This is a genomic window from Pseudobacteroides cellulosolvens ATCC 35603 = DSM 2933, assembly GCF_001262605.1.
In the GTDB taxonomy this organism is placed as follows: Bacteria; Bacillota; Clostridia; order Acetivibrionales; family DSM-2933; genus Pseudobacteroides; species Pseudobacteroides cellulosolvens.
The window spans coordinates 1331890-1350983 of the sequence record NZ_LGTC01000001.1 but is presented as its reverse complement, the minus strand read 5'-3'; the positions used below and the strand labels follow the sequence as shown (position 1 = coordinate 1350983).

At 33.6% G+C, this 19094-nt stretch carries 14 protein-coding genes; 11 read left to right on the top strand and 3 right to left on the bottom strand.

What is annotated here, in order from left to right; genetic code table 11:
• The first annotated feature begins 246 nt into the window (after window positions 1–246).
• The 6 genes from Bccel_RS05690 (at window position 247) to Bccel_RS05665 (ending at window position 10323) form a co-directional block, all read left to right on the top strand.
• Window positions 247–834: a TetR/AcrR family transcriptional regulator gene (locus Bccel_RS05690; protein ID WP_036944211.1), complete on the top strand. Its 588-nt coding sequence runs from the start codon at window positions 247–249 to the stop codon at window positions 832–834.
• Between the two features lie 40 nt (window positions 835–874).
• Window positions 875–1273 (top strand): response regulator, encoded by a 399-nt coding sequence (locus Bccel_RS05685; RefSeq protein WP_036944210.1) that lies wholly within the window; start codon window positions 875–877, stop codon window positions 1271–1273.
• A gap of 29 nt (window positions 1274–1302) precedes the next feature.
• Complete coding sequence (locus tag Bccel_RS05680; RefSeq protein ID WP_036944208.1) at window positions 1303–3366, top strand: chemotaxis protein CheA; 2064 nt, start codon at window positions 1303–1305, stop codon at window positions 3364–3366.
• Between the two features lie 96 nt (window positions 3367–3462).
• Window positions 3463–5190: a methyl-accepting chemotaxis protein gene (locus Bccel_RS05675; RefSeq protein ID WP_036944206.1), complete on the top strand. Its 1728-nt coding sequence runs from the start codon at window positions 3463–3465 to the stop codon at window positions 5188–5190.
• An 80-nt stretch (window positions 5191–5270) separates the two neighbouring features.
• Complete coding sequence (locus tag Bccel_RS05670; RefSeq protein ID WP_036944205.1) at window positions 5271–6086, top strand: CheR family methyltransferase; 816 nt, start codon at window positions 5271–5273, stop codon at window positions 6084–6086.
• A 13-nt stretch (window positions 6087–6099) separates the two neighbouring features.
• The gene (locus Bccel_RS05665; RefSeq protein ID WP_050753162.1) at window positions 6100–10323 is read left to right on the top strand and encodes a PAS domain S-box protein; all 4224 of its coding nucleotides are present in this window, start codon (window positions 6100–6102) and stop codon (window positions 10321–10323) included.
• A gap of 92 nt (window positions 10324–10415) precedes the next feature.
• Here Bccel_RS05665 and Bccel_RS05660 read toward each other — a convergent pair whose 3' ends face one another.
• A complete protein-coding gene (locus Bccel_RS05660; protein ID WP_036944204.1) occupies window positions 10416–11684 on the bottom strand; it encodes a stalk domain-containing protein in 1269 nt (422 codons plus the stop codon).
• A gap of 254 nt (window positions 11685–11938) precedes the next feature.
• Here Bccel_RS05660 and Bccel_RS05655 point away from each other — a divergent pair, with 254 nt between their 5' ends.
• From Bccel_RS05655 to Bccel_RS05640, 4 genes are all read left to right on the top strand, one after another.
• On the top strand, window positions 11939–12709 hold the full coding sequence (locus Bccel_RS05655; protein WP_036944202.1) for a DUF4184 family protein: 771 nt from the start codon (window positions 11939–11941) through the stop codon (window positions 12707–12709).
• Between the two features lie 102 nt (window positions 12710–12811).
• Window positions 12812–13042 (top strand): DUF3892 domain-containing protein, encoded by a 231-nt coding sequence (locus tag Bccel_RS05650; protein ID WP_036944201.1) that lies wholly within the window; start codon window positions 12812–12814, stop codon window positions 13040–13042.
• A 229-nt stretch (window positions 13043–13271) separates the two neighbouring features.
• The gene (locus tag Bccel_RS05645; RefSeq protein WP_036944200.1) at window positions 13272–14255 is read left to right on the top strand and encodes an aminodeoxychorismate synthase component I; all 984 of its coding nucleotides are present in this window, start codon (window positions 13272–13274) and stop codon (window positions 14253–14255) included.
• Window positions 14248–14835: an aminotransferase class IV gene (locus Bccel_RS05640; protein ID WP_160317697.1), complete on the top strand. Its 588-nt coding sequence runs from the start codon at window positions 14248–14250 to the stop codon at window positions 14833–14835. Before Bccel_RS05645 ends, Bccel_RS05640 begins: the two co-directional genes overlap by 8 nt.
• An 81-nt stretch (window positions 14836–14916) precedes the next feature.
• On the opposite strand, the gene Bccel_RS05635 is transcribed toward Bccel_RS05640, so the two are convergent.
• Both Bccel_RS05635 and Bccel_RS05625 read right to left on the bottom strand, forming a co-directional pair.
• Entirely contained in the window at window positions 14917–15732 is an 816-nt protein-coding gene (locus Bccel_RS05635) for an SDR family oxidoreductase (protein ID WP_242856993.1), read from the bottom strand.
• A 325-nt stretch (window positions 15733–16057) separates the two neighbouring features.
• Window positions 16058–17560 carry a hypothetical protein gene (locus Bccel_RS05625; protein ID WP_036944193.1) on the bottom strand — a complete coding sequence of 501 codons (1503 nt, stop codon included), beginning with the start codon at window positions 17558–17560 and terminating at the stop codon, window positions 16058–16060.
• 474 nt (window positions 17561–18034) lie between these two features.
• Here Bccel_RS05625 and Bccel_RS05620 point away from each other — a divergent pair, with 474 nt between their 5' ends.
• Complete coding sequence (locus tag Bccel_RS05620) at window positions 18035–19018, top strand: ROK family protein (protein WP_036944192.1); 984 nt, start codon at window positions 18035–18037, stop codon at window positions 19016–19018.
• Window positions 19019–19094 lie beyond the last annotated feature (76 nt).

Below are 19094 nucleotides of genomic sequence, written 5' to 3'. Positions count from 1 at the left end.
TTGTTATACTGAATTAATAATCGATGAGGAGTATAAAAAGGCATTAACAACCTTTTTATACTCCTTTTCAAAATTAATAAACTGATTACAAACATAAAACCAAGGAATATGGAGAAAAATTAATTAAACAACGTATTAATTGCAAACGACATGCTTCGACATAATAATACGGCGTTTGACACAATGAAAATTTTTATATACAATTAAAATGTGTTAGTTAATGATAATTAACGTTGGTGGTAACAAATGGATAATCAGTTACTGGACAGAAAATTGAGTATTATACTGGCAACTGTTGATGTAATTGACGAATTTGGACTACAAGGACTTTCTACCAGGGAAGTTGCCAAAAGAGTAGGTATTTCTGAGCCTGCTATCTTTAGACATTTCAAATCAAAGGGTGGTTTACTTCTTGCTGTACTAGAACATTTCTCACAATATGATTCTGACATTATACTTTCTATCCAAGTAAAAAAAATCGATCCTATTAAGGCAATAACAAACTTTATTGACACATATGCTGCTTATTATGAAAATTATCCAGCTATTACAGCAATAACACAATCTTATGATATTGTAAGATGTGATCCATATCTTTCGGAAAAGATTCAAAGTATTTTTTTCACTCGAATTAATTTTATAACGGAGATGATCTCACAAGCTCAAAAAAATGGACAAATCAATCCTGATATAAATAGCCAAAATCTAGCAACTGTAATTATGGGCTTACAAAGAGAAAGCTGTTTAAATTGGCGTATGCAGGGATACAATTTTTCTTTAAGAAAACAGATTCTTTCTACACTAGAAATGGTATTAGAAGCCTTTAAGGTTTAAGTCCAACGAACTAATATAAATAAGGTTGGAGGGAAAAATCATGAAGATCTTAGTGGTTGAGGATGATTTTGCAAGCAGGCAGTTCTTATCAAAATTTCTTTCACAATATGGTACAGTCGATATAACAGTTGATGGCTTAGAGGCTTTGGACGCTTACTTGTTGGCGGTTAATGACAATTCGCCATATGACTTTATCTGTCTGGATATAATGATGCCAAAGGTGGATGGGGTAAAGGTGCTCAAAGCTATTCGGGATTATGAGACTTCTAAAGGTTTAACGCCTGATAAGCGTGTCAAGGTAGTAATGACTACAGCACTTCAAGAAACATCCTTAGTGAAGCAATCCTTTGAGATAGGTTGTGAGGCATATGCTGCAAAGCCTATCGATACGGAAAAGTTCATTGAGGTTATGCAAAAGTTAGGACTTATAAATACTTAATATGCTGATATATGAAAGAAGGTGTTGGATTGTCGGGTCAATATTCCAATGAACCTATGCTTGATATGTACATATTTGAGACTACACAAAACATTGAGCAGCTTGAGATGTTGATTTTAGATAATGAAAAGGCAAGCTTTTACACCCAGGAAGCAATCAATGAGATATTCCGAATCATGCATACAATAAAAGGTTCTTCGGCTATGATGCTTTTTGACAACATTTCAAACTTAGCACACTCTATTGAAGATCTTTTTTATTTCCTTCGAGAACTAAAACCACAGAATATTGATTGCTCAATTCTCTCAGATTTTGTATTGGAAAGTGTAGATTTTATTAAGGCTGAGCTTCAGAAGATTAAAGATAAATGCAATGTTGACGGAGACTCATCAATTCTTATAGCAAATATCAAGGGGTTTCTTGTTCGGTTAAAAGAAGAAAATCCTTCAGAAGTTGAGATTAATAAACCTGTTTCAACTAATCAGCCGCGATATTATATTAAAAAGGATAATTCACAAGCCATTCAAGACAATAATTTCTTTGAAGCCACAATATATTTTGAAAATGGTTGTGAAATGGAGAATATCAGGGCATTTTCTGTAATACACAATCTCAAGGAATTAGTTAAAGAGATATATTATATTCCAGAAAACATTATTGATAGTGACGAAAGCATTGAAATTATAAGAGAAAAAGGTTTTAAGATTTTTATAAAAACCAGCAAGTCATATGATGAAATAAATGAGTCTTTAAAACAAACTATATTTCTAAAAGACTTGGAACTTATTCAATTAGAAAATGATGAGAAATTTGAACAATTCGGTAGTAAAAGTCAAATCGTTGTTGAGGTAAGTCCAATAAAAGTACCTCAAACTCAGGCTCAAGCCAGTAAGGAACCTCAGGAAAAGGATGTAGGTACATCTATAAATCAGAGTATTATAAGCGTAAATGTTACAAAGCTGGACAAGCTTATGGACCTCATCGGTGAGATGGTAATTGCAGAGGCTATGGTTACGCAAAATCCCGATCTCAAGGGTTTCAATTTCAAAAACTTTCGAAAAGCTTCCCATCACCTCCATAAAATCACATTGGAATTACAGGACATTATAATGTCTGTTAGAATGGTACCTCTTTCTATGACCTTTCAGAAAATGAACCGTATTGTAAGGGATATGAGCAAAAAGCTGGGAAAGGAAGTACACTTGGAGCTAATCGGAGAGGAGACAGAGGTCGATAAAAACATTATCGAGCATATTTCAGACCCTCTCATGCATCTTGTACGCAATGCTGTAGATCATGGTATTGAAGATCCCAAAGACAGAGAGGCAGGAGGAAAGCCTAAAACAGGGAAGATTATACTGGAAGCGAAGAATGCAGGAAGTGATGTTCTTATTATAATAAAGGATGATGGAAAAGGACTAAACAAAGAAAAGATTCTTAAGCGTGCCAGAGAAAATGATCTTTTAATAAAATCTGAACAGGAAATGACAGATAGGGAGATTTACAGTCTTATATTACTTCCAGGTTTCTCAACAAAGGACACAATAACGGAGTTCAGCGGCAGGGGGGTTGGGATGGATGTTGTTAAAAGAAATATCGAATTGGTAGGTGGAACAGTCTTAATTGATAGTACAGAAGGTATAGGTTCAACTATTACCCTTAAACTTCCGCTAACGTTAGCTATTATTGACGGTATGAATGTTAAAGTAGGAAGTTCATGTTACACCATTCCCATAACAACGATTAAAGAATCCTTTAGACCTAAAGAATCTGATCTTATTAAAGAACCTGATGGAAATGAATTGATCATGGTTCGCGGAAAGTGCTATCCAATCTTACGTTTGCACCAACAATATGACATTAAAACCGATATAACAAATCTCACTGAAGGAATCATTATTATGGTTGAACAGGATGAAAGAACTATTTGCATATTTGCTGATGCACTATTAGGGCAACAGCAGGTAGTTGTAAAGACACTTCCCAATTACATAAAAAATACCCGAAAGATACAAGGCCTTGCCGGGTGCACACTACTTGGAGACGGCAGCATCAGCTTAATCCTTGATATTGGTGGACTTATTAAGATATGAATGAAACAGTAGAATCCCAATCGACAGTAATAAGCTGCTTAGTAACGATAACGCAAAAGTCTTTAACAATATCCAATAATTAGGGAGGAATGGAAAATGAAATGGTTCTATAATTTAAAAATCAGCGTGAAATTGATAGCTGCTTTTATTCTTATCGCTATATTAGCAGGTGTTGTTGGTGTAATAGGTATTATTAACATTAAGGGAGTAGATAAAAACTATACCGATCTTTATACCAATTTTGGGATAGCAATCGGTGATATAGGGCAGGCAAGCATAGATTTTCAAAATACCCGTGCAGTTGCCCGTGATGTTTTTTTAAGTAAAGAAACGGAAGATAAAGAAACATATGCAAATAAACTTAAAGATTTAGACAAGAATATGGAAGATTCACTTGCCGTGTTTCATAAGAGTCTTCAGACTGAGGAGGGAAAAAAGGCATACAATTCCTTAATGGAAAGTATGAAAAAATATAAAGATGTACGTGATAAAGCCATTAGTATGTCGCTTAACAACCAAAATGATCAAGCTATTGCTCTCTTCTATGGAGAAGGTACAGCTCCTGCACTTGAAGCAAATAAGTATGTTGACGAACTTTTTGAGTTGAAGAAATCAGGAGGACTTGAAAGGTCCAACGAATATGGAAAAACTACTGATTCTACAGTTATGATGATGGTAGCGGTTATTGTCGTAGCTATGATAATGGCATTTGCATTAGGTATTTTTATTTCCCGAATAATTAGTAATCCTGTAAAGAAGCTTGTATTTGCTGCTGAGAGAATTGCTGATGGAAATCTTGAGGTTGAGATTGAAGAAAATACAAAGGATGAGATAGGAACACTTGCCACTGCATTTAAGAAAATGTCCGATAACTTAAATGATGTTATGTCAAATATAAGCATTGCTGCTGAACAGGTTGCTTCAGGTTCAAAACAAGTATCTGATTCCAGTATGGCCCTTTCGCAAGGTGCTACTGAGCAGGCTAGTTCTGTTGAAGAGTTAACTGCTTCTCTTGAAGAAATCTCATCACAAACAAGGCAAAATGCAGACAGTGCAAATCAAGCCAATTCCCTTGCAGAGACTGCAAAGAGCAATGCGGTTCATGGAAATGGTCAAATGAAGGATATGTTAAAATCCATGGATGAAATAAATATCTCTTCAAGCAATATATCTAAAATTATCAAAGTTATAGATGAAATTGCATTCCAGACAAATATTCTTGCGTTAAATGCTGCAGTAGAAGCAGCAAGAGCAGGGCAGCACGGTAAAGGGTTTGCAGTTGTAGCGGAGGAAGTAAGAAACCTTGCAGCAAGATCTGCTGATGCAGCAAAAGAGACAACTGATATGATTGAAGGATCAATTAAAAAAGTTGAAGATGGTACTAAGATTGCAAATCAGACAGCAGAAGCTCTAAATAAGATTGTTGAGGATGTGGCAAAGGTTGCAAATCTTGTGGGAAGTATTGCCATTGCATCTAATGAACAGGCTTCCGCTATTGCACAAGTCAACCAAGGTATTATGCAGGTATCTTCAGTAATACAAACCAACTCTGCAACTTCCGAAGAAAGTGCAGCAGCCAGTGAAGAACTCTCAAGTCAGGCAGAACTATTAAAAGAACAAGTTTCAAGGTTTAAACTGAGAAGGTCATATAATAGAGGTGTCCATTCCTACAATGGGATGCAGGAAATAAGTCCAAATGTCTTAAATATACTTGAGCAAATGAATGGCACAAAGAAAATAAATCAAACTCCAGATTCCAATTCCCAAATACCTGGAAATACAAAGAAAATCGCACTGAGCGATAAAGAGTTTGGAAAGTATTAGGCAACAAATATACAGGGTCTGGAGGAAATTAATACCTCCAGACCTTACCTATACTACTATAAAGGCAGGGTGTAGAGTGTATGGTTTCAATTACAGAACAAGAATTCAAACAATTATCTAATTATATTAAATCTAATTATGGCATTAACCTGAAAGAAGAGAAAATGGCTCTTGTAAACGGAAGACTGCAAAACGTCCTCCAGCAAGCAGGCTTTCATAATTTCACTCAATACTACAAATATATAGTTGATAATAAGGCAGGAGAGGCAGTAGTCACACTTTTAGATAAGATTACAACCAACCATACTTTTTTTATGAGAGAGCCTGACCATTTTTATTATTTTAGGGACAAAGTCCTTCCTTATCTTTGCAATACAGTTCGGGATAAGGATCTTAGAATATGGTGTGCAGCAAGTTCTTCCGGTGAAGAATCCTATACACTAGCTATGATAATGGATGAATTTTTCGGTACGGATAAGGTGCTGTGGGATACTAAAGTATTAGCCACCGATATATCTGAAAAAGTATTAAATATAGCTAAAAAGGGAGTATATGACAATGAACGGATTTCTCCGTTGCCTACCCATTGGAAGCTTAACTATTTTAAAAAACTTGACAGTGAAAAATCTATCATGGTCGATAAGATCAAGAATGAAGTTATATATAGAAAATTTAATCTAATGGATGAAGTATTTCCATTTAGGAAGAAGTTCCATACCATTTTTTGCAGGAATGTAATGATATATTTTGATAATGATACCAAAACCAGACTTATAAATAAGTTCTATGACCAAATGGAATATGGAGGTTACCTCTTTATCGGACATTCCGAATCCCTTAAAAGAGAGACTACAAAATTCAAATATGTTATGCCGTCAGTATATAGAAAGGAATAGATCGGTGATCATTATGGAATTTAAACCTCAAAATACAAATTGCTCTCAAATGGCAGATGCACTTTTTTCTATAGGAGACGGCGTCATAACTACAGATCTTCATGGGAAAATTACTTATATGAACCCCTCTGCTGAAAAGTTGACAGGGTGGGTATATCATGAAGCTTGCGGAATGGGATTCTGTGAAGTATTTCGCCTTATAAATGCTGCTACAAACGAACCCATGGAAAGTCCTATAGATACGGTTTTAAAAAAAGGTGCTACAATCGGGCTTCAAAATCAGTCAGCTATTCGTACAGTTAATGGAAATTTAAATTATGTTTCTGCAAGTTGCTCTCCCATTATTAGTGATGATGGAACTGTTGGAGTGATAGTTGTTTTTCGTGAAATTACTCAGATCAAACGCATGGAAGAAAAACTTCGTGTGGAGAGGAACAACTTCAAAACAATTTTTGAATCCACACCTGTTGGTAAGGTTATTCTTGATAAACAACTTACCATTAAACAGATAAATAAAGCATATCTTAAAAGACTTGGAAAAGAAAGCGGTGTGGAAGGTAAAACGTTCGGGGACGGCGTTGGTTGTCCAAATAGCCTGGAATATGGCTGTGGAAATGGACCGGAATGTTCTAGCTGTGCAGTGAGAATTAATTCGGAAAAGGTATTTGAATCAGGAGAATCTATTATTGCATTAAACCATAAATTCATAGTGAATACAACGGGAGAAATTTTTTGGTTTAAACTTGACTTTGTGCCTATTGAAATAGATGAAGAGGCTTGTATATTGCTTGTTGTTGAAGATATCACCGAACAAAAAAAGAATGAGGAAAAGCTGCTTAAATCCAATGACTATCTTAATAGCATTCTTGATGGGTTTCCTGCCTTGTTGTGGAGGGATGAAGCAAATAAGGAATGTGAATATGTCAACAAGGCATGGTGCCAATTTACGGGAGAACCATATAAAGAGGCTCTTAAAGGTAGGTTGGAAAGGCATATACACCATGATGATGTAGAACGTTGTAAGGAAAATTATGATATTTGCGTTGAGAATAGAATTCCATATCAAATTGAGTATAGGCTAAAAAGGCATGATGGTATATATCGGTGGGTTATGGATACAGGAAAGCCGTTTTATGACCTTGATGGAAACTACCAGGGCTATATTGGCGTTATTCAAGATATTACAGAAAGGAAAGAATATGAGGAAACTCTGGCAGATATGAGTAAGTTCTATTTTCGAATATTTGAGGATTTCCCAATTATATTATGGAAAACAGATAAAGAAGGCAATATAACATATATAGACAACAAATGGACAAAGATATTGGGTAGGCCGGAAGAGGGAAGAGGGTATGGATGGTTGAACTTCATACATCCTGATGATAGAGAACGTAATTTGAAAATTCAAAAAGCTGCTTTTGCTGAAAATAAAGTCTTTGATATGGAATTTAGATATATTTCCAGCAGTGGGGAATATAGATGGGCACATTCTTATAATCGACCATTCTATAATCATAATAATGAATTTGAAGGATATATCGGAATGGGTATTGATATTCAAGACAGAAAAATTGCTGAGATGGGTAGAAATCTATACGAACTACTATCTAAAATATCTGGTGAAATAATACTGTTTATTGATAAGAACGGGAATATAATAAATGCTAATCAAGCTGCAATTAAAAGCTACGGATATACATTAGATGAACTGTGTTCCATGAATATAAGTGATCTTAGAGTAAACTCTGAATTCTTTGAAAGTCAATTTGAAGAAGCAAGTACCCGTGGAATATCATTTGAAACAGAACATCGCTGCAAGGATGGAAGTATATTCCCTGTTGAGGTAAGTTCCCAAGGGATGGATATCGACGAAAAAAAGATAGTTGTAAGCATCATAAGAAATATTTCAGAACGTAAGAAAGTAGAAGAAGCATTACGCAAAAGTGAGGAAAAATACAAGCATCTGTTTAATAGTGCTGCAGACACAGTTTTTCTGCAAGCATTCAATGGTGATTCGGATAAAAACATCCGCTTTATTGAGGTAAATGACGCGGCATGTAAGAGTTTAGGATATACGAGAGAAGAGCTTTTATGCATGAATGCATTAGATATAATTGCACAGAATTATCAAAATTTGGCACAGGATTACTTAAAAGTTATACAGAACCAATCCCATATAACTGTTGAAAGTATGCATGTCTCAAAAGACGGCGTGGAGATACCTGTAGAGGTTAGTATTCACTCCTTTGAACTTGATGGAGAAAAGGTTTTATTGTCTGTTGCACGGGATATTACAGAGAGGAAAAAGGCAGAATCTCTTATTATTGAAAGTGAAAAAAGATACCATTCGCTATTTATGAATATGGACAGCGGTTTTATATATTGTAAACCAATATTTCAACCCAATGGAAAGGCAGATGATTTTGAGTTTATTGAAGTCAATAAAGCTTACGAAGCAATCATGGGAAAGAGTAAAGAAGAATTGGTTGGAAAGAGACTTTCAGAAATTTTCCCTGAATTTATGCGTTTCTACTTGGATCGGATAGCCTGTTGGGGTGAAATTGCTTTGACACAAAAGGGAAGAATTGAGACGGAATACTTTTCTAACCTATGCAGCAAATGGCTCACAGTGGCAACTTACAGTCCTGAAAATGGTTATTTCGCATGTATTATCACTGATATTACCGATGAGAAACGTGCAAAATTACAATTAAAGAAAGCAAAAGAAGAAGCTGAGTATGAAAGGGAAATTGCCGAGACTGCCAATAAGACAAAAAGTGAATTTTTAGCAAACATGAGCCATGAAATACGTACACCCATAAATGGAATTATGGGAATGTTGGAATTAACGATGCTTACAGAGCTTAATAAAAGCCAGAAAGAAAATCTAATCACTGCAAAGGGATGTGCAATGTCACTTTTACGGATCATAAATGATATACTTGATTTTTCAAAGATGGAAGCGGGTAAACTTACAATTGAAAAGATTGATTTCGATATTAAAAACTTACTTGATGAAATAACAAAAGCTCATTCAGTCAGAGCAAATGAAAAAGGTCTTGAGCTGTTATATGCCTTTTCTTCCAATATTCCGCCATACCTGGTTGGGGACCCTAACAGACTTCAACAGGTACTCAATAATTTAATAAGCAATGCAATAAAATTCACCGATAATGGGGATGTTTCCATAGAAGTTAGGAAAAAATCAATTTCAGATGATTATATTGAACTGCAATTCTCTGTCACCGATACAGGGATAGGTATTTCACCTGAAGGTATGGAACGATTATTTAAGAGTTTCAGTCAGGTAGACAGTTCATATACACGCAGATATGGCGGAACCGGGTTAGGACTTGTAATATCCAGGCAGCTTGTAGAAATGATGTCAGGGAAAATATGGGTAGAAAGTGAAGCTGGAAAGGGCAGTACATTCTATTTTACATTACCATTTAGAGTAGGCAGTAAACCATATGAAAAGCCAATAATAAGCAGTGATGAAAAAAGATGTGCAAAAAAACTTAATATATTAATAGTTGAAGATGATGAGGTCAATAGGTTCGTATTGTCCAATATGTTAAATGAAAAAGGCTATACAGTAGATATTGCCTGCAATGGGTTGGAGGCTCTGAAAGCTTATAAGGAAAGCCGATATGATTTAATACTGATGGATATACAAATGCCTGAGATGGATGGCGTTGAAGCAACAAAGCACATAAGACAATTGGAAATTGAAGCGGGAAACCAACGAAATATACCTATTATTGCACTGACAGCTTATGCACTACATGGAGATCGAGAAAAATTTTTGGCATTAGGTATGGATGAATATATATCCAAGCCAATAGTAATGGAAGAGATGTATGTTACTATAGATAAAGTTATGGACCAGAGAGATAAGAATATTGAAACGGAAATTGAAGTAAGAATTTCAGATGATGGAAAGTTGATAAAAACAAAAAATAATGAGCCGGCTGCAGCTTGCAATGATGTTTTGTTAGAACAAATAGAAAAGAAGATTGAAGAATTCGAGGATGTAATTATTAGTAATGACTTATCAGCTATCGAAAATCATGCAAATAAATTAAAAAATCTATTTAATAGGATAGATGCTGATGACCTCAAAAGTACAGCTTTTAGGATAGAGCTGTTTGCAAGGAGAGGAGATCTCAAGGAAGCTATAAAATATTCTACGCAAATTCAAAGAGAGTTTGAAACATTTAAAAAATCTTTATTATAATATAAGGGTCTATAAGAAGTAGTGTGTAAATTTTTTCTTGCAAATAACTTTTATAAAATAATCATAAGATTAGTATTAAAACGGTTGAGACTCTAGAAGAGCTCAACCGTTTTAGTATATTCGTCCCAATTAATGTGTAATTTTATATTTTCTGTTAAAAACCTTAAAGGAATATATGTACGATTATTTATAATAGCAGGGGAGACATCCATAGACTTTTGTACCCCATTTACTTTAGAAACTTTACTTCCGATTTTAAACTCGATCTTATTCAAAGCTTTGCTTCCATCATTGCTTTTTATCTGAATGCTTACAGTCTTTGTTTTATTATTCCAATTTACAACACCGCCTAAAGACTCTGTAACTACCCTGATGGGTATTAAGACTCTATCATTGACAATAACAGGATCAGTATCAGTATTTATATAAGAATGATCTCTTAGAATTTTTATTTTTTTATCTACTTGAAATACTTTTGATCTGGATACATATTTATCACCTTTTTTGCCTAAAACTACATAATAACAATTCTCTCCTCTATTCAGATCGGATATGAACTCGTTTATACCATATATAAAGTCAGGAGATTTCATAATTAGCGGACTTTTTTCATCAAAAGGGTCTCGATTAACAGGGCTTCCATTAAAAGGTTGTCTGTACAATTCGTATGTATCACATGAATCGTTTTTATTGATATTTACTTTAATGTCATATGTATATTTTTTAACGGAATAGGTTTTATTTAACACGCAAATATACTCTGTATTTGTACCTATTTCCTCTTTGAGGCTTAAAACATCAATATTGTGGTATTTAACATCCTTTATGTATTCTTTTCCGTTAGCCTTATATACAGCTTTTATATGATAAAGCTTATTTAAGGGAAGTACTAAACTTGCATAGTTCATCCTTAAATATTTGTAAGTATTTTGCTTCAGTTTTTCATCGGAACTTGGAATATTGGTAAATTCAGTAGATTCAAAATCGGTGATTTTTGATACCTCATTGCCTTCTTCATCATAGACGAATATGCTTAATTCCTGATCCTGCTTATTATAAACTTCGTTATCCTTAAATACCAATGGGACACATATGACGGTTTTATCACTATTGTCCACAATTTCTCTTTTTATATCATCATATTCCTTTCCTCTTTTATATACATCGAGGTCAATTTTAATATTGTCACTCTCAGGCGAATTGATTGAAGTATCTGGAATAGTGAATTTAAATCTCCTTAGAAATATTTGAGGACGGTAATCACCACTGGTTTTTAATAAAAATTCATATTCTCCAGGTGTAAGTTTTTCCAGCTTGATCTTATAATTACTAAAATACTTGCAAAAGCACCAAATATACATAAAACTCCTATGATGGTGAAATAGAAAATTGTTTTTTTTATAAAATTATTACGCATTATGTAATCCTCCAACTAGAATAATTCTAGTTATTATTATCACTTTTAATTATTACTAATTTTACATTTTTATTCTACACTATTATATATAGACATGCAATTACTGATGAACTCTTTTCATTTCAAGGGATTTGCTATATTATATGTATATATGAAGAAGTAAAGAGCAATACATATAAAAATGACAGGAGGGGCTACATGCCGTTTACTTTTGTACATCCGGCAGTTTTCATACCATTAAAGGGAAAATGGAAAAAGTATTTTAACCTAACGGGTTTAGTGCTAGGGAGTATGGCACCGGATTTTGAATATTTTTTAAAATTTAAACCAAGTGCCGTAATTGGACATAGTGTTCTGGGATTTTTGCTGTTAAACCTGCCTATATGTTTTTTGACAGCGATTCTATTTCACAAATTTATTAAGAAGCCGCTTATATTGAGCATGCCGTCACCTTTTGACAGGTGGTTTTATTACATGGCTCAAAAGGAATGGAAAATTAATTCATTTAAAGCAGTACTGATCTTCATCTATTCCTCACTTATAGGTATGATATCCCATGTGTTTTTGGATGCATTCACCCATGAATCAGGCCGGTTTGTTGAGATGTTACCTGTACTATCTTCTAATATACATATATTCGGCTATTCGCTCCCCGTTTATAAAATTCTACAGCATGGAAGTACAGTTATATTTGGTATCGCAATTATCATTTATATGATCCATTTGAGAGATAAAGAGGCAAGAGTTAGCAGTATATCGACAATTAGCAAGTTTGTTTATCTTTTAGCAATTTTCTTGGCAGGTGTGACTTTTGTACTTATTGGTATGCTATTTTCATTTATTGATTTAAGTTTTACAAATAGAGGTATAGCTGTTGTAACATTTATAAACGGATGCATTTTTGGTTGCATAACTATGTCATTTATATATTTGAAAGTATTTGAAAAGAGTGTATTTAAATCAAGTTAATAAAGGAATAAATTTAAGAGTAATGGTTATCATAGTTGTACAATTAAAGTGTTAATAGATTAATGACTTTTAATAAAAACAGAAAGTAAGAGGTATCATATTATGAGTGACCAGACAAAAATTGTTAAAGTTAAAAAAGACCATTCAGGCGACATAACTGATGTAATGATGGAAAACGGAAATGTTTATTCAATAAATGAAGCAATTATGATGGCAAAAGACAATTTAATTGAGGGAGTTAATGTTGGCGTTTCGAAGAGCGGCAGGGAATATATCAGGTCAAATCCAAACGGAACGGAAAAAGATAATCTGGATAATCTTCCTCAATTTTAGTTGTTAAATTTATCCCAATGATATAATATAAATATAATCAGTTATTTCAATCATGCTTTAACTGGCTGCTGGATTAAATTCCTGTAGCCTTTATTTATGCCTGAGAAACCCAAAAGATTTTTATTGTAAAAAGATGTTTCAATATGATTGAAATTGTAAAATTGCTGAACATTTTAACGAAATTACAGATAATTATGTAAAGTTTTAATTGCTTTGAAAGGATAAAAGCATGAAATGTAGTGGGATGGAAAACTGGATATTAAAAGCCAATTACTTTGGAAAAAATAATATCCCATTTGTATTTTTGGTTGATTTCAACTTATCAAAGCCATTTATTGAAAAAGTAAGTGACATAGATAGTTCTCAAATGTTATACAACTTTAATGGCTATACAAATTGTAATTACAAGGATAATACATTTAATAAAAGCATCTGTATAAAATCTTATACCCTGGATTTTAATAAATATGAAGAGGCTTTTAAATACATACATCAAAATCAATATTCTGGAAATTCTTATTTGGCAAATCTTACTTTTCCAATAAGGGTAGAGCTAGGTGCTTCATTGAAGGAAATATTCTATTGCAGTGTTGCAAAATATAAATTATGGTACCAAGATGAATTTGTTGTTTTTTCGCCTGAAATTTTTGTTCGTATAGATAAAGGATTAATTTCTTCCTATCCAATGAAGGGGACCATTGATGCTTCAATAAAAAACGCAGAAGAAATAATATTAGCTAATGAAAAAGAGGCTGCCGAACATGCAACAATTGTAGATTTGATTAGAAATGACCTTAATATGGTTGCAAGTAATGTTTATGTTGAGAAATATCGCTATATCGATAGAATTATTTCCAACCAAAGAAACCTATTGCAGGTTAGCTCTAAAATTGTTGGTAAGCTTAGTGAGGATTATAATGAAAGGCTTGGAGATATTATAGTGAAATTGCTTCCGGCCGGTTCAATAACAGGTGCCCCAAAGAAAAAGACGGTAGAGATAATTAAACATGCTGAAAAGTATGACAGAGGTTATTATTGCGGGATTTGCGGATACTTTGACGGATATAGGCTGGATAGCGGTGTTATGATAAGGTTTATTGAAAATATGGATGGAGAATATTACTACAAAAGCGGTGGAGGCATTACCATATATAGCGATGTGGAATCTGAATACAGGGAGTTGAATAACAAGATTTATGTTCCGGTTGGTTGAAACAATAAAGTTAAAAGACGGTAAGTTTTATAATTTGGATTTACATAATAAAAGATTTAATAATACAAGAGAAGCACTATTTAAGATAAAAGAACATATTGATTTAATGGACTATCTTAAAATACACAGATTTGATAAATCAGGCCTATTTAAATGCAGAATAGTCTATAGCCAGGATATACACAATATAGAGTTTGTTCCTTATGCTATCAGACCGGTTAAGTTCTTAAAGCTGGTTTATGCCAGTATAGACTATAGTTATAAGTATGAAAACAGAAAAGATATCAATAGCCTTTTTACACTGCGTGAAAATTGTGATGACATTTTGATAGTGAAAGATGACGATAGGTTAACAGATACTTCAGCTGCTAATATTGCCTTTTTTGACAATGACAGGTGGTATACACCATCATATCCGCTTTTAAAAGGTGTTAAACGAGAAATGCTTTTACAAAGCAAAACAATATTTGAGGAGGACTTGAAAGTGTGGGATTTAAAAAAATTCAACAAAGCAGCAATATTTAGTACCATGGTTGATTTTGGTGAAATAATTATATCAGTATCAAATATATATTATTAAAGTGGTGATATAGGATAATGATTCCCTTCTATGGTCTCGAGGACTAAACAAAGCATTTCAAATTATCCTTTGCAAAATCTTCTAAGGTGCGGGCTTTTTGCCAGTCAACTTGTAAAAAACATTTGTAACCTCTTTTGCTGTCCCCATTCTTGTCATAAAGTAAAGAGCCACTGTGACGTTGACATATGTCTTGTCAAGTCCTCTTATATTAATGTAATAACTTCTATATTTAAAAAAACCTGGTTTGGCATATATAATTTCTCTCCCAGTTACTTTACTTAAAATTTCTGCTACTTGATAATAGTCTAATGCCTCTGGACCTGTTATCGTGTGTGCAGTGTTTTTGAAATTTTGAGGATTGTGAAGTAAAACTGCTGTTGCAAGCCCAATATCAGCAGCATCAATAAAGCTGGTTTTGCTTTTGCCTGCTGGAATAAATATTTGATTTTTTTCTCGGATTTCAACAGAATGAATCCCAGATAAATTCTGCATAAAGAATCCTGGGCGAACATGGGCATAAGGAATACCAACCTTTTCTATGTATTTCTCAATTTTATGATGAGGAGGTATTGTGTTGTTCTCAACTCCCATCAATGATAAAAATGAAACGAGTTTGATATTATGGACTTTCATTGCATCAACGAAAGGGTATAAATCTTCTGGTTTTCCAAGATGTGGAGGTCTCATAAGAAATACTCTATCTACATTTTGGAGAGCCTTATCAAAAGTAGACGTATCTGTAAAGTCAAAGTATACCGTTTCTACTTCATCACCAAACAGCTTCTTGAGCTTCTGAATATCTGTACCTGCTGCGGCTACATGCTCTCCCATTATCATCAATTCCTTTGCCACATAACTCCCTACATTGCCTGATGCACCGGTTACCAATACCTTCATAATTCCCTCTCCTTAATACCAGTTAGTAAATTGATCCCAATAATTGCATCTAATTTAATTTCGTTATTCATATCTCCTATCTGTATATATAAGTTTTTGCTGCAATATTATTAAAGCATATAGAATCAAGTTTATTATTTGCAATATATTTTTTAATATTTGTGGTAATAGATTTAAAGTCAGTAAAAAAGCCAATTTTACAGATTGGCTTTTTTGTGGTTTTTATATTAATATAAGCTTTAAGTATTGATTGAGTTTTAAATTTTGTTTTGGCTCTGGTGATAGCTATACTCTCATTAGTTCTAGACACTTTATATTTAATAAATTAGTTAGTCTTTACGTAAACAATATTGCCCTTTTTATAGAGCTTACCTTCACTTATCATTTTGTTGATACATGCAGCAATTTCGTTCTTCTTAAATGCATTGGATGGCTTATACCATGAATCCTTAATTTCATCGTTAACTAATGTAAGATGGACATAGTCAAACATAAGACCCATAACATACCTTTCGATACGAACATCCTTGTCATCGTCTATATAAGGCGGTGCAACAATTACTTTTACAGGCGAAAGCTTGTTATCAGCACCTTTATAATAGGTATATTGGAGACCCATGCTCATTCTGCCTAAAGACTCGAACATAAGGGTTGACATACTGCACAGCTCTTTTGTTCCATCACCGTCAAAATCTTCAAGTTTAAAGTAAAGCGGATTATTCATAAAGGAATTTGGATCACTGAAAAAATCTTTTAAAGTTTTGCCTTTTTCTATTAATCTCTCATACCCAGTCTTATCAAATTTTACTGTTTGGCTTGATTTTATTTGTGGAAACTCTATATTGATAGTATTTCCGCTATTGTATTTGAATATTGTTTCCGGTGCCTTCAAATCAAGGTCGGAAAGCTTTCCATTGCTGTATGAATAAGCAAAAACGTCTCCTGATGCTTCTGTTGAACCGGCGAGCCAGGTTAGTGTCACAATAATGATTTTATTATTGCTGCCTTTTTGAGGCATAAAGTATACAGTTGGAGTTTGGCTGATTGTACGTTTTGGATTTACCTGCCATTGGGTTTGGCTTAAAACAGTCATATCACTGTTTTCCACCCTTAATATAATGTCACCCTTAAATTCAAAACCCTTACCGCCTTTGTATATCAGACTTACCTTTTCCTTTTTGCCGTCACCGTTTATATCGCTGTCGAAGTTTTTCTGCTGGATTTCAAGGCCTTTTTCCTTAATGTTGGCAAGTTTTTTAGTACTATCGAAAGTTATATTCTCCCAAAGATTTGTGCTGTCGGCCCAGAGCTTATAAAGTTCATTTTCCCCGTCAAAATAAACAATACCATCCTTCACGGATAAATATAAGGCTTTTGCACCATCAAATTGAAGTACATAGTCATATTTCTTTTTATCAAATTTAGATGCAATTGCTCTGTCTTGAGGATTATTATTATCAATGATGTCAGCTTTTGATAAAAGATCGGCAATACTGTATAAAAGTAACTGTGATGTGTTATAGAAAGTTTTGTCCGACGCCTTTCTAATGTCCAGAATATGTTCGATTGTAAATAGATCGGTAAATTTATTTATACTTCCAGGTGTTGCACTTCTTGGTGCAGATGATGTTGGAGATGCAGCAGCAGATGCACTTGGAGAAGTGTCTGGAGAAGTACTGGACGATGGAGTTGGAGATAATTGCGGCATTGTTATTTGAGTTGAGCTTTTAGTAGGTGTTGGAGAATTACCATTGTTGTTGCCGCTACATGAAGTTAAAAATAATGTTGATAATGCAATAATGCAGGAAGATCTTAAAATCCTGTTCATGTTTATACCCCCGTTATAATTTATATCTATATATAATTTAAGCCTTATAATATTTTTGACCTATAATTATCATTTTACAATAATTGCAGCGTCATGAAAAGATATAAAATTAATATTGTAGAAAATAATATTTTAGTGATATTGATGATATAAAAATATAAAATGTTAAGTTATTTTGAAATATTCTAAAATTATATGTTGATTTATGCAAATATATAGGTTAACATAGATATTAAATCCATTTTGATGGATATGTAATGTACAATTACCATATAATAGCATAAGTAATGACTTATTTAGTAGTTGTAATATTAATAGAAAACTAGTATTATATCATAAGAAAAAAATAATATATAGAAAACAATAATATATAGAAAACAATAATATATAAATCGTTTAGTATTAGGTTTTATGTAAAGGAATGATTAAAACACTAAGTTATATTTTAATCATGCCTAATAGGAGGATTGTAAAATGAAATATTTTGTTGGTGTTGAACTTGGGGTAAAAAATATTTTAGTAGGCGTTGTAGATAAATACGGCAAACTGATAAGAAAAGAATCAGTTCCTACATTAAAGGAAAGACCGTATACAGAAATTGTAGAAGATATTGCAAAGTTAATTACTGAAGTTTTGGATAAAGAAGATATAGATATAAGAAGTGTTAAATACATTGGTGTTGGCTGCCCCGGTACACCAGATGCAAAAAACGGAATTATTGTGCGAAACTACACTTTAAATTTCCATAATACACCTATAAGGGCTGAATTGGAAAAATATATAAATCTTCCTGTCTATATAGAGAACGATGCCAATTGTGCTGCACTGGCGGAAAGTGTTGCTGGGGCTGCTGAGGATATAGACTTTTCAGTTACTGTTAGAATTGGAACAGGAATAGGTGGGGGAATAATAATAAGCAATAAGGTATACAGCGGGTTTAACTATGCAGGTGCCGAGCTGGGGCACATGGTAGTTAGTTTTGATGGGTTAAAATGTACCTGCGGAAGAAATGGTTGCTGGGAATCGTATGCATCTGCAACTGCACTTATGAATCAAGCTTCTGAAGCGGCAGCAAAATGTCCGGAGTCCCTTATTAATAAGCTGGTAGAGAATGATTACGGCAAGTTAACTGAAAACATAATATTTGAAGCTGCCAGAAAAGGTGACATCACTGCCAAGGAAGTTATAAACAAATACTTATTCTATCTTTCCGAAGGTTTAGTGAATATTGTTAATATTCTGCAGCCTGAAGTCATTGTAATAGCCGGGCAGATTGCAAAAGAAGGGGAGTACTTCCTAAAACCCTTAAAGGAGATGGTAAACAGTAAGGTATATTGCCAACAAGTTCGCCAGACAGGGATTACTCTTGCACAAACCGGAAGTGCTGCTGTAATAATCGGTGCAGCGATGCTTGGTGTTTATAAGAATATGGCTCTTCACAGTAATGTGTTAATTTAGCAAACAGTATAATTATTTAAAAAATTGAATTATATAATAAGTGACTATATATAAAAAGGATTTATCACTTTAAATA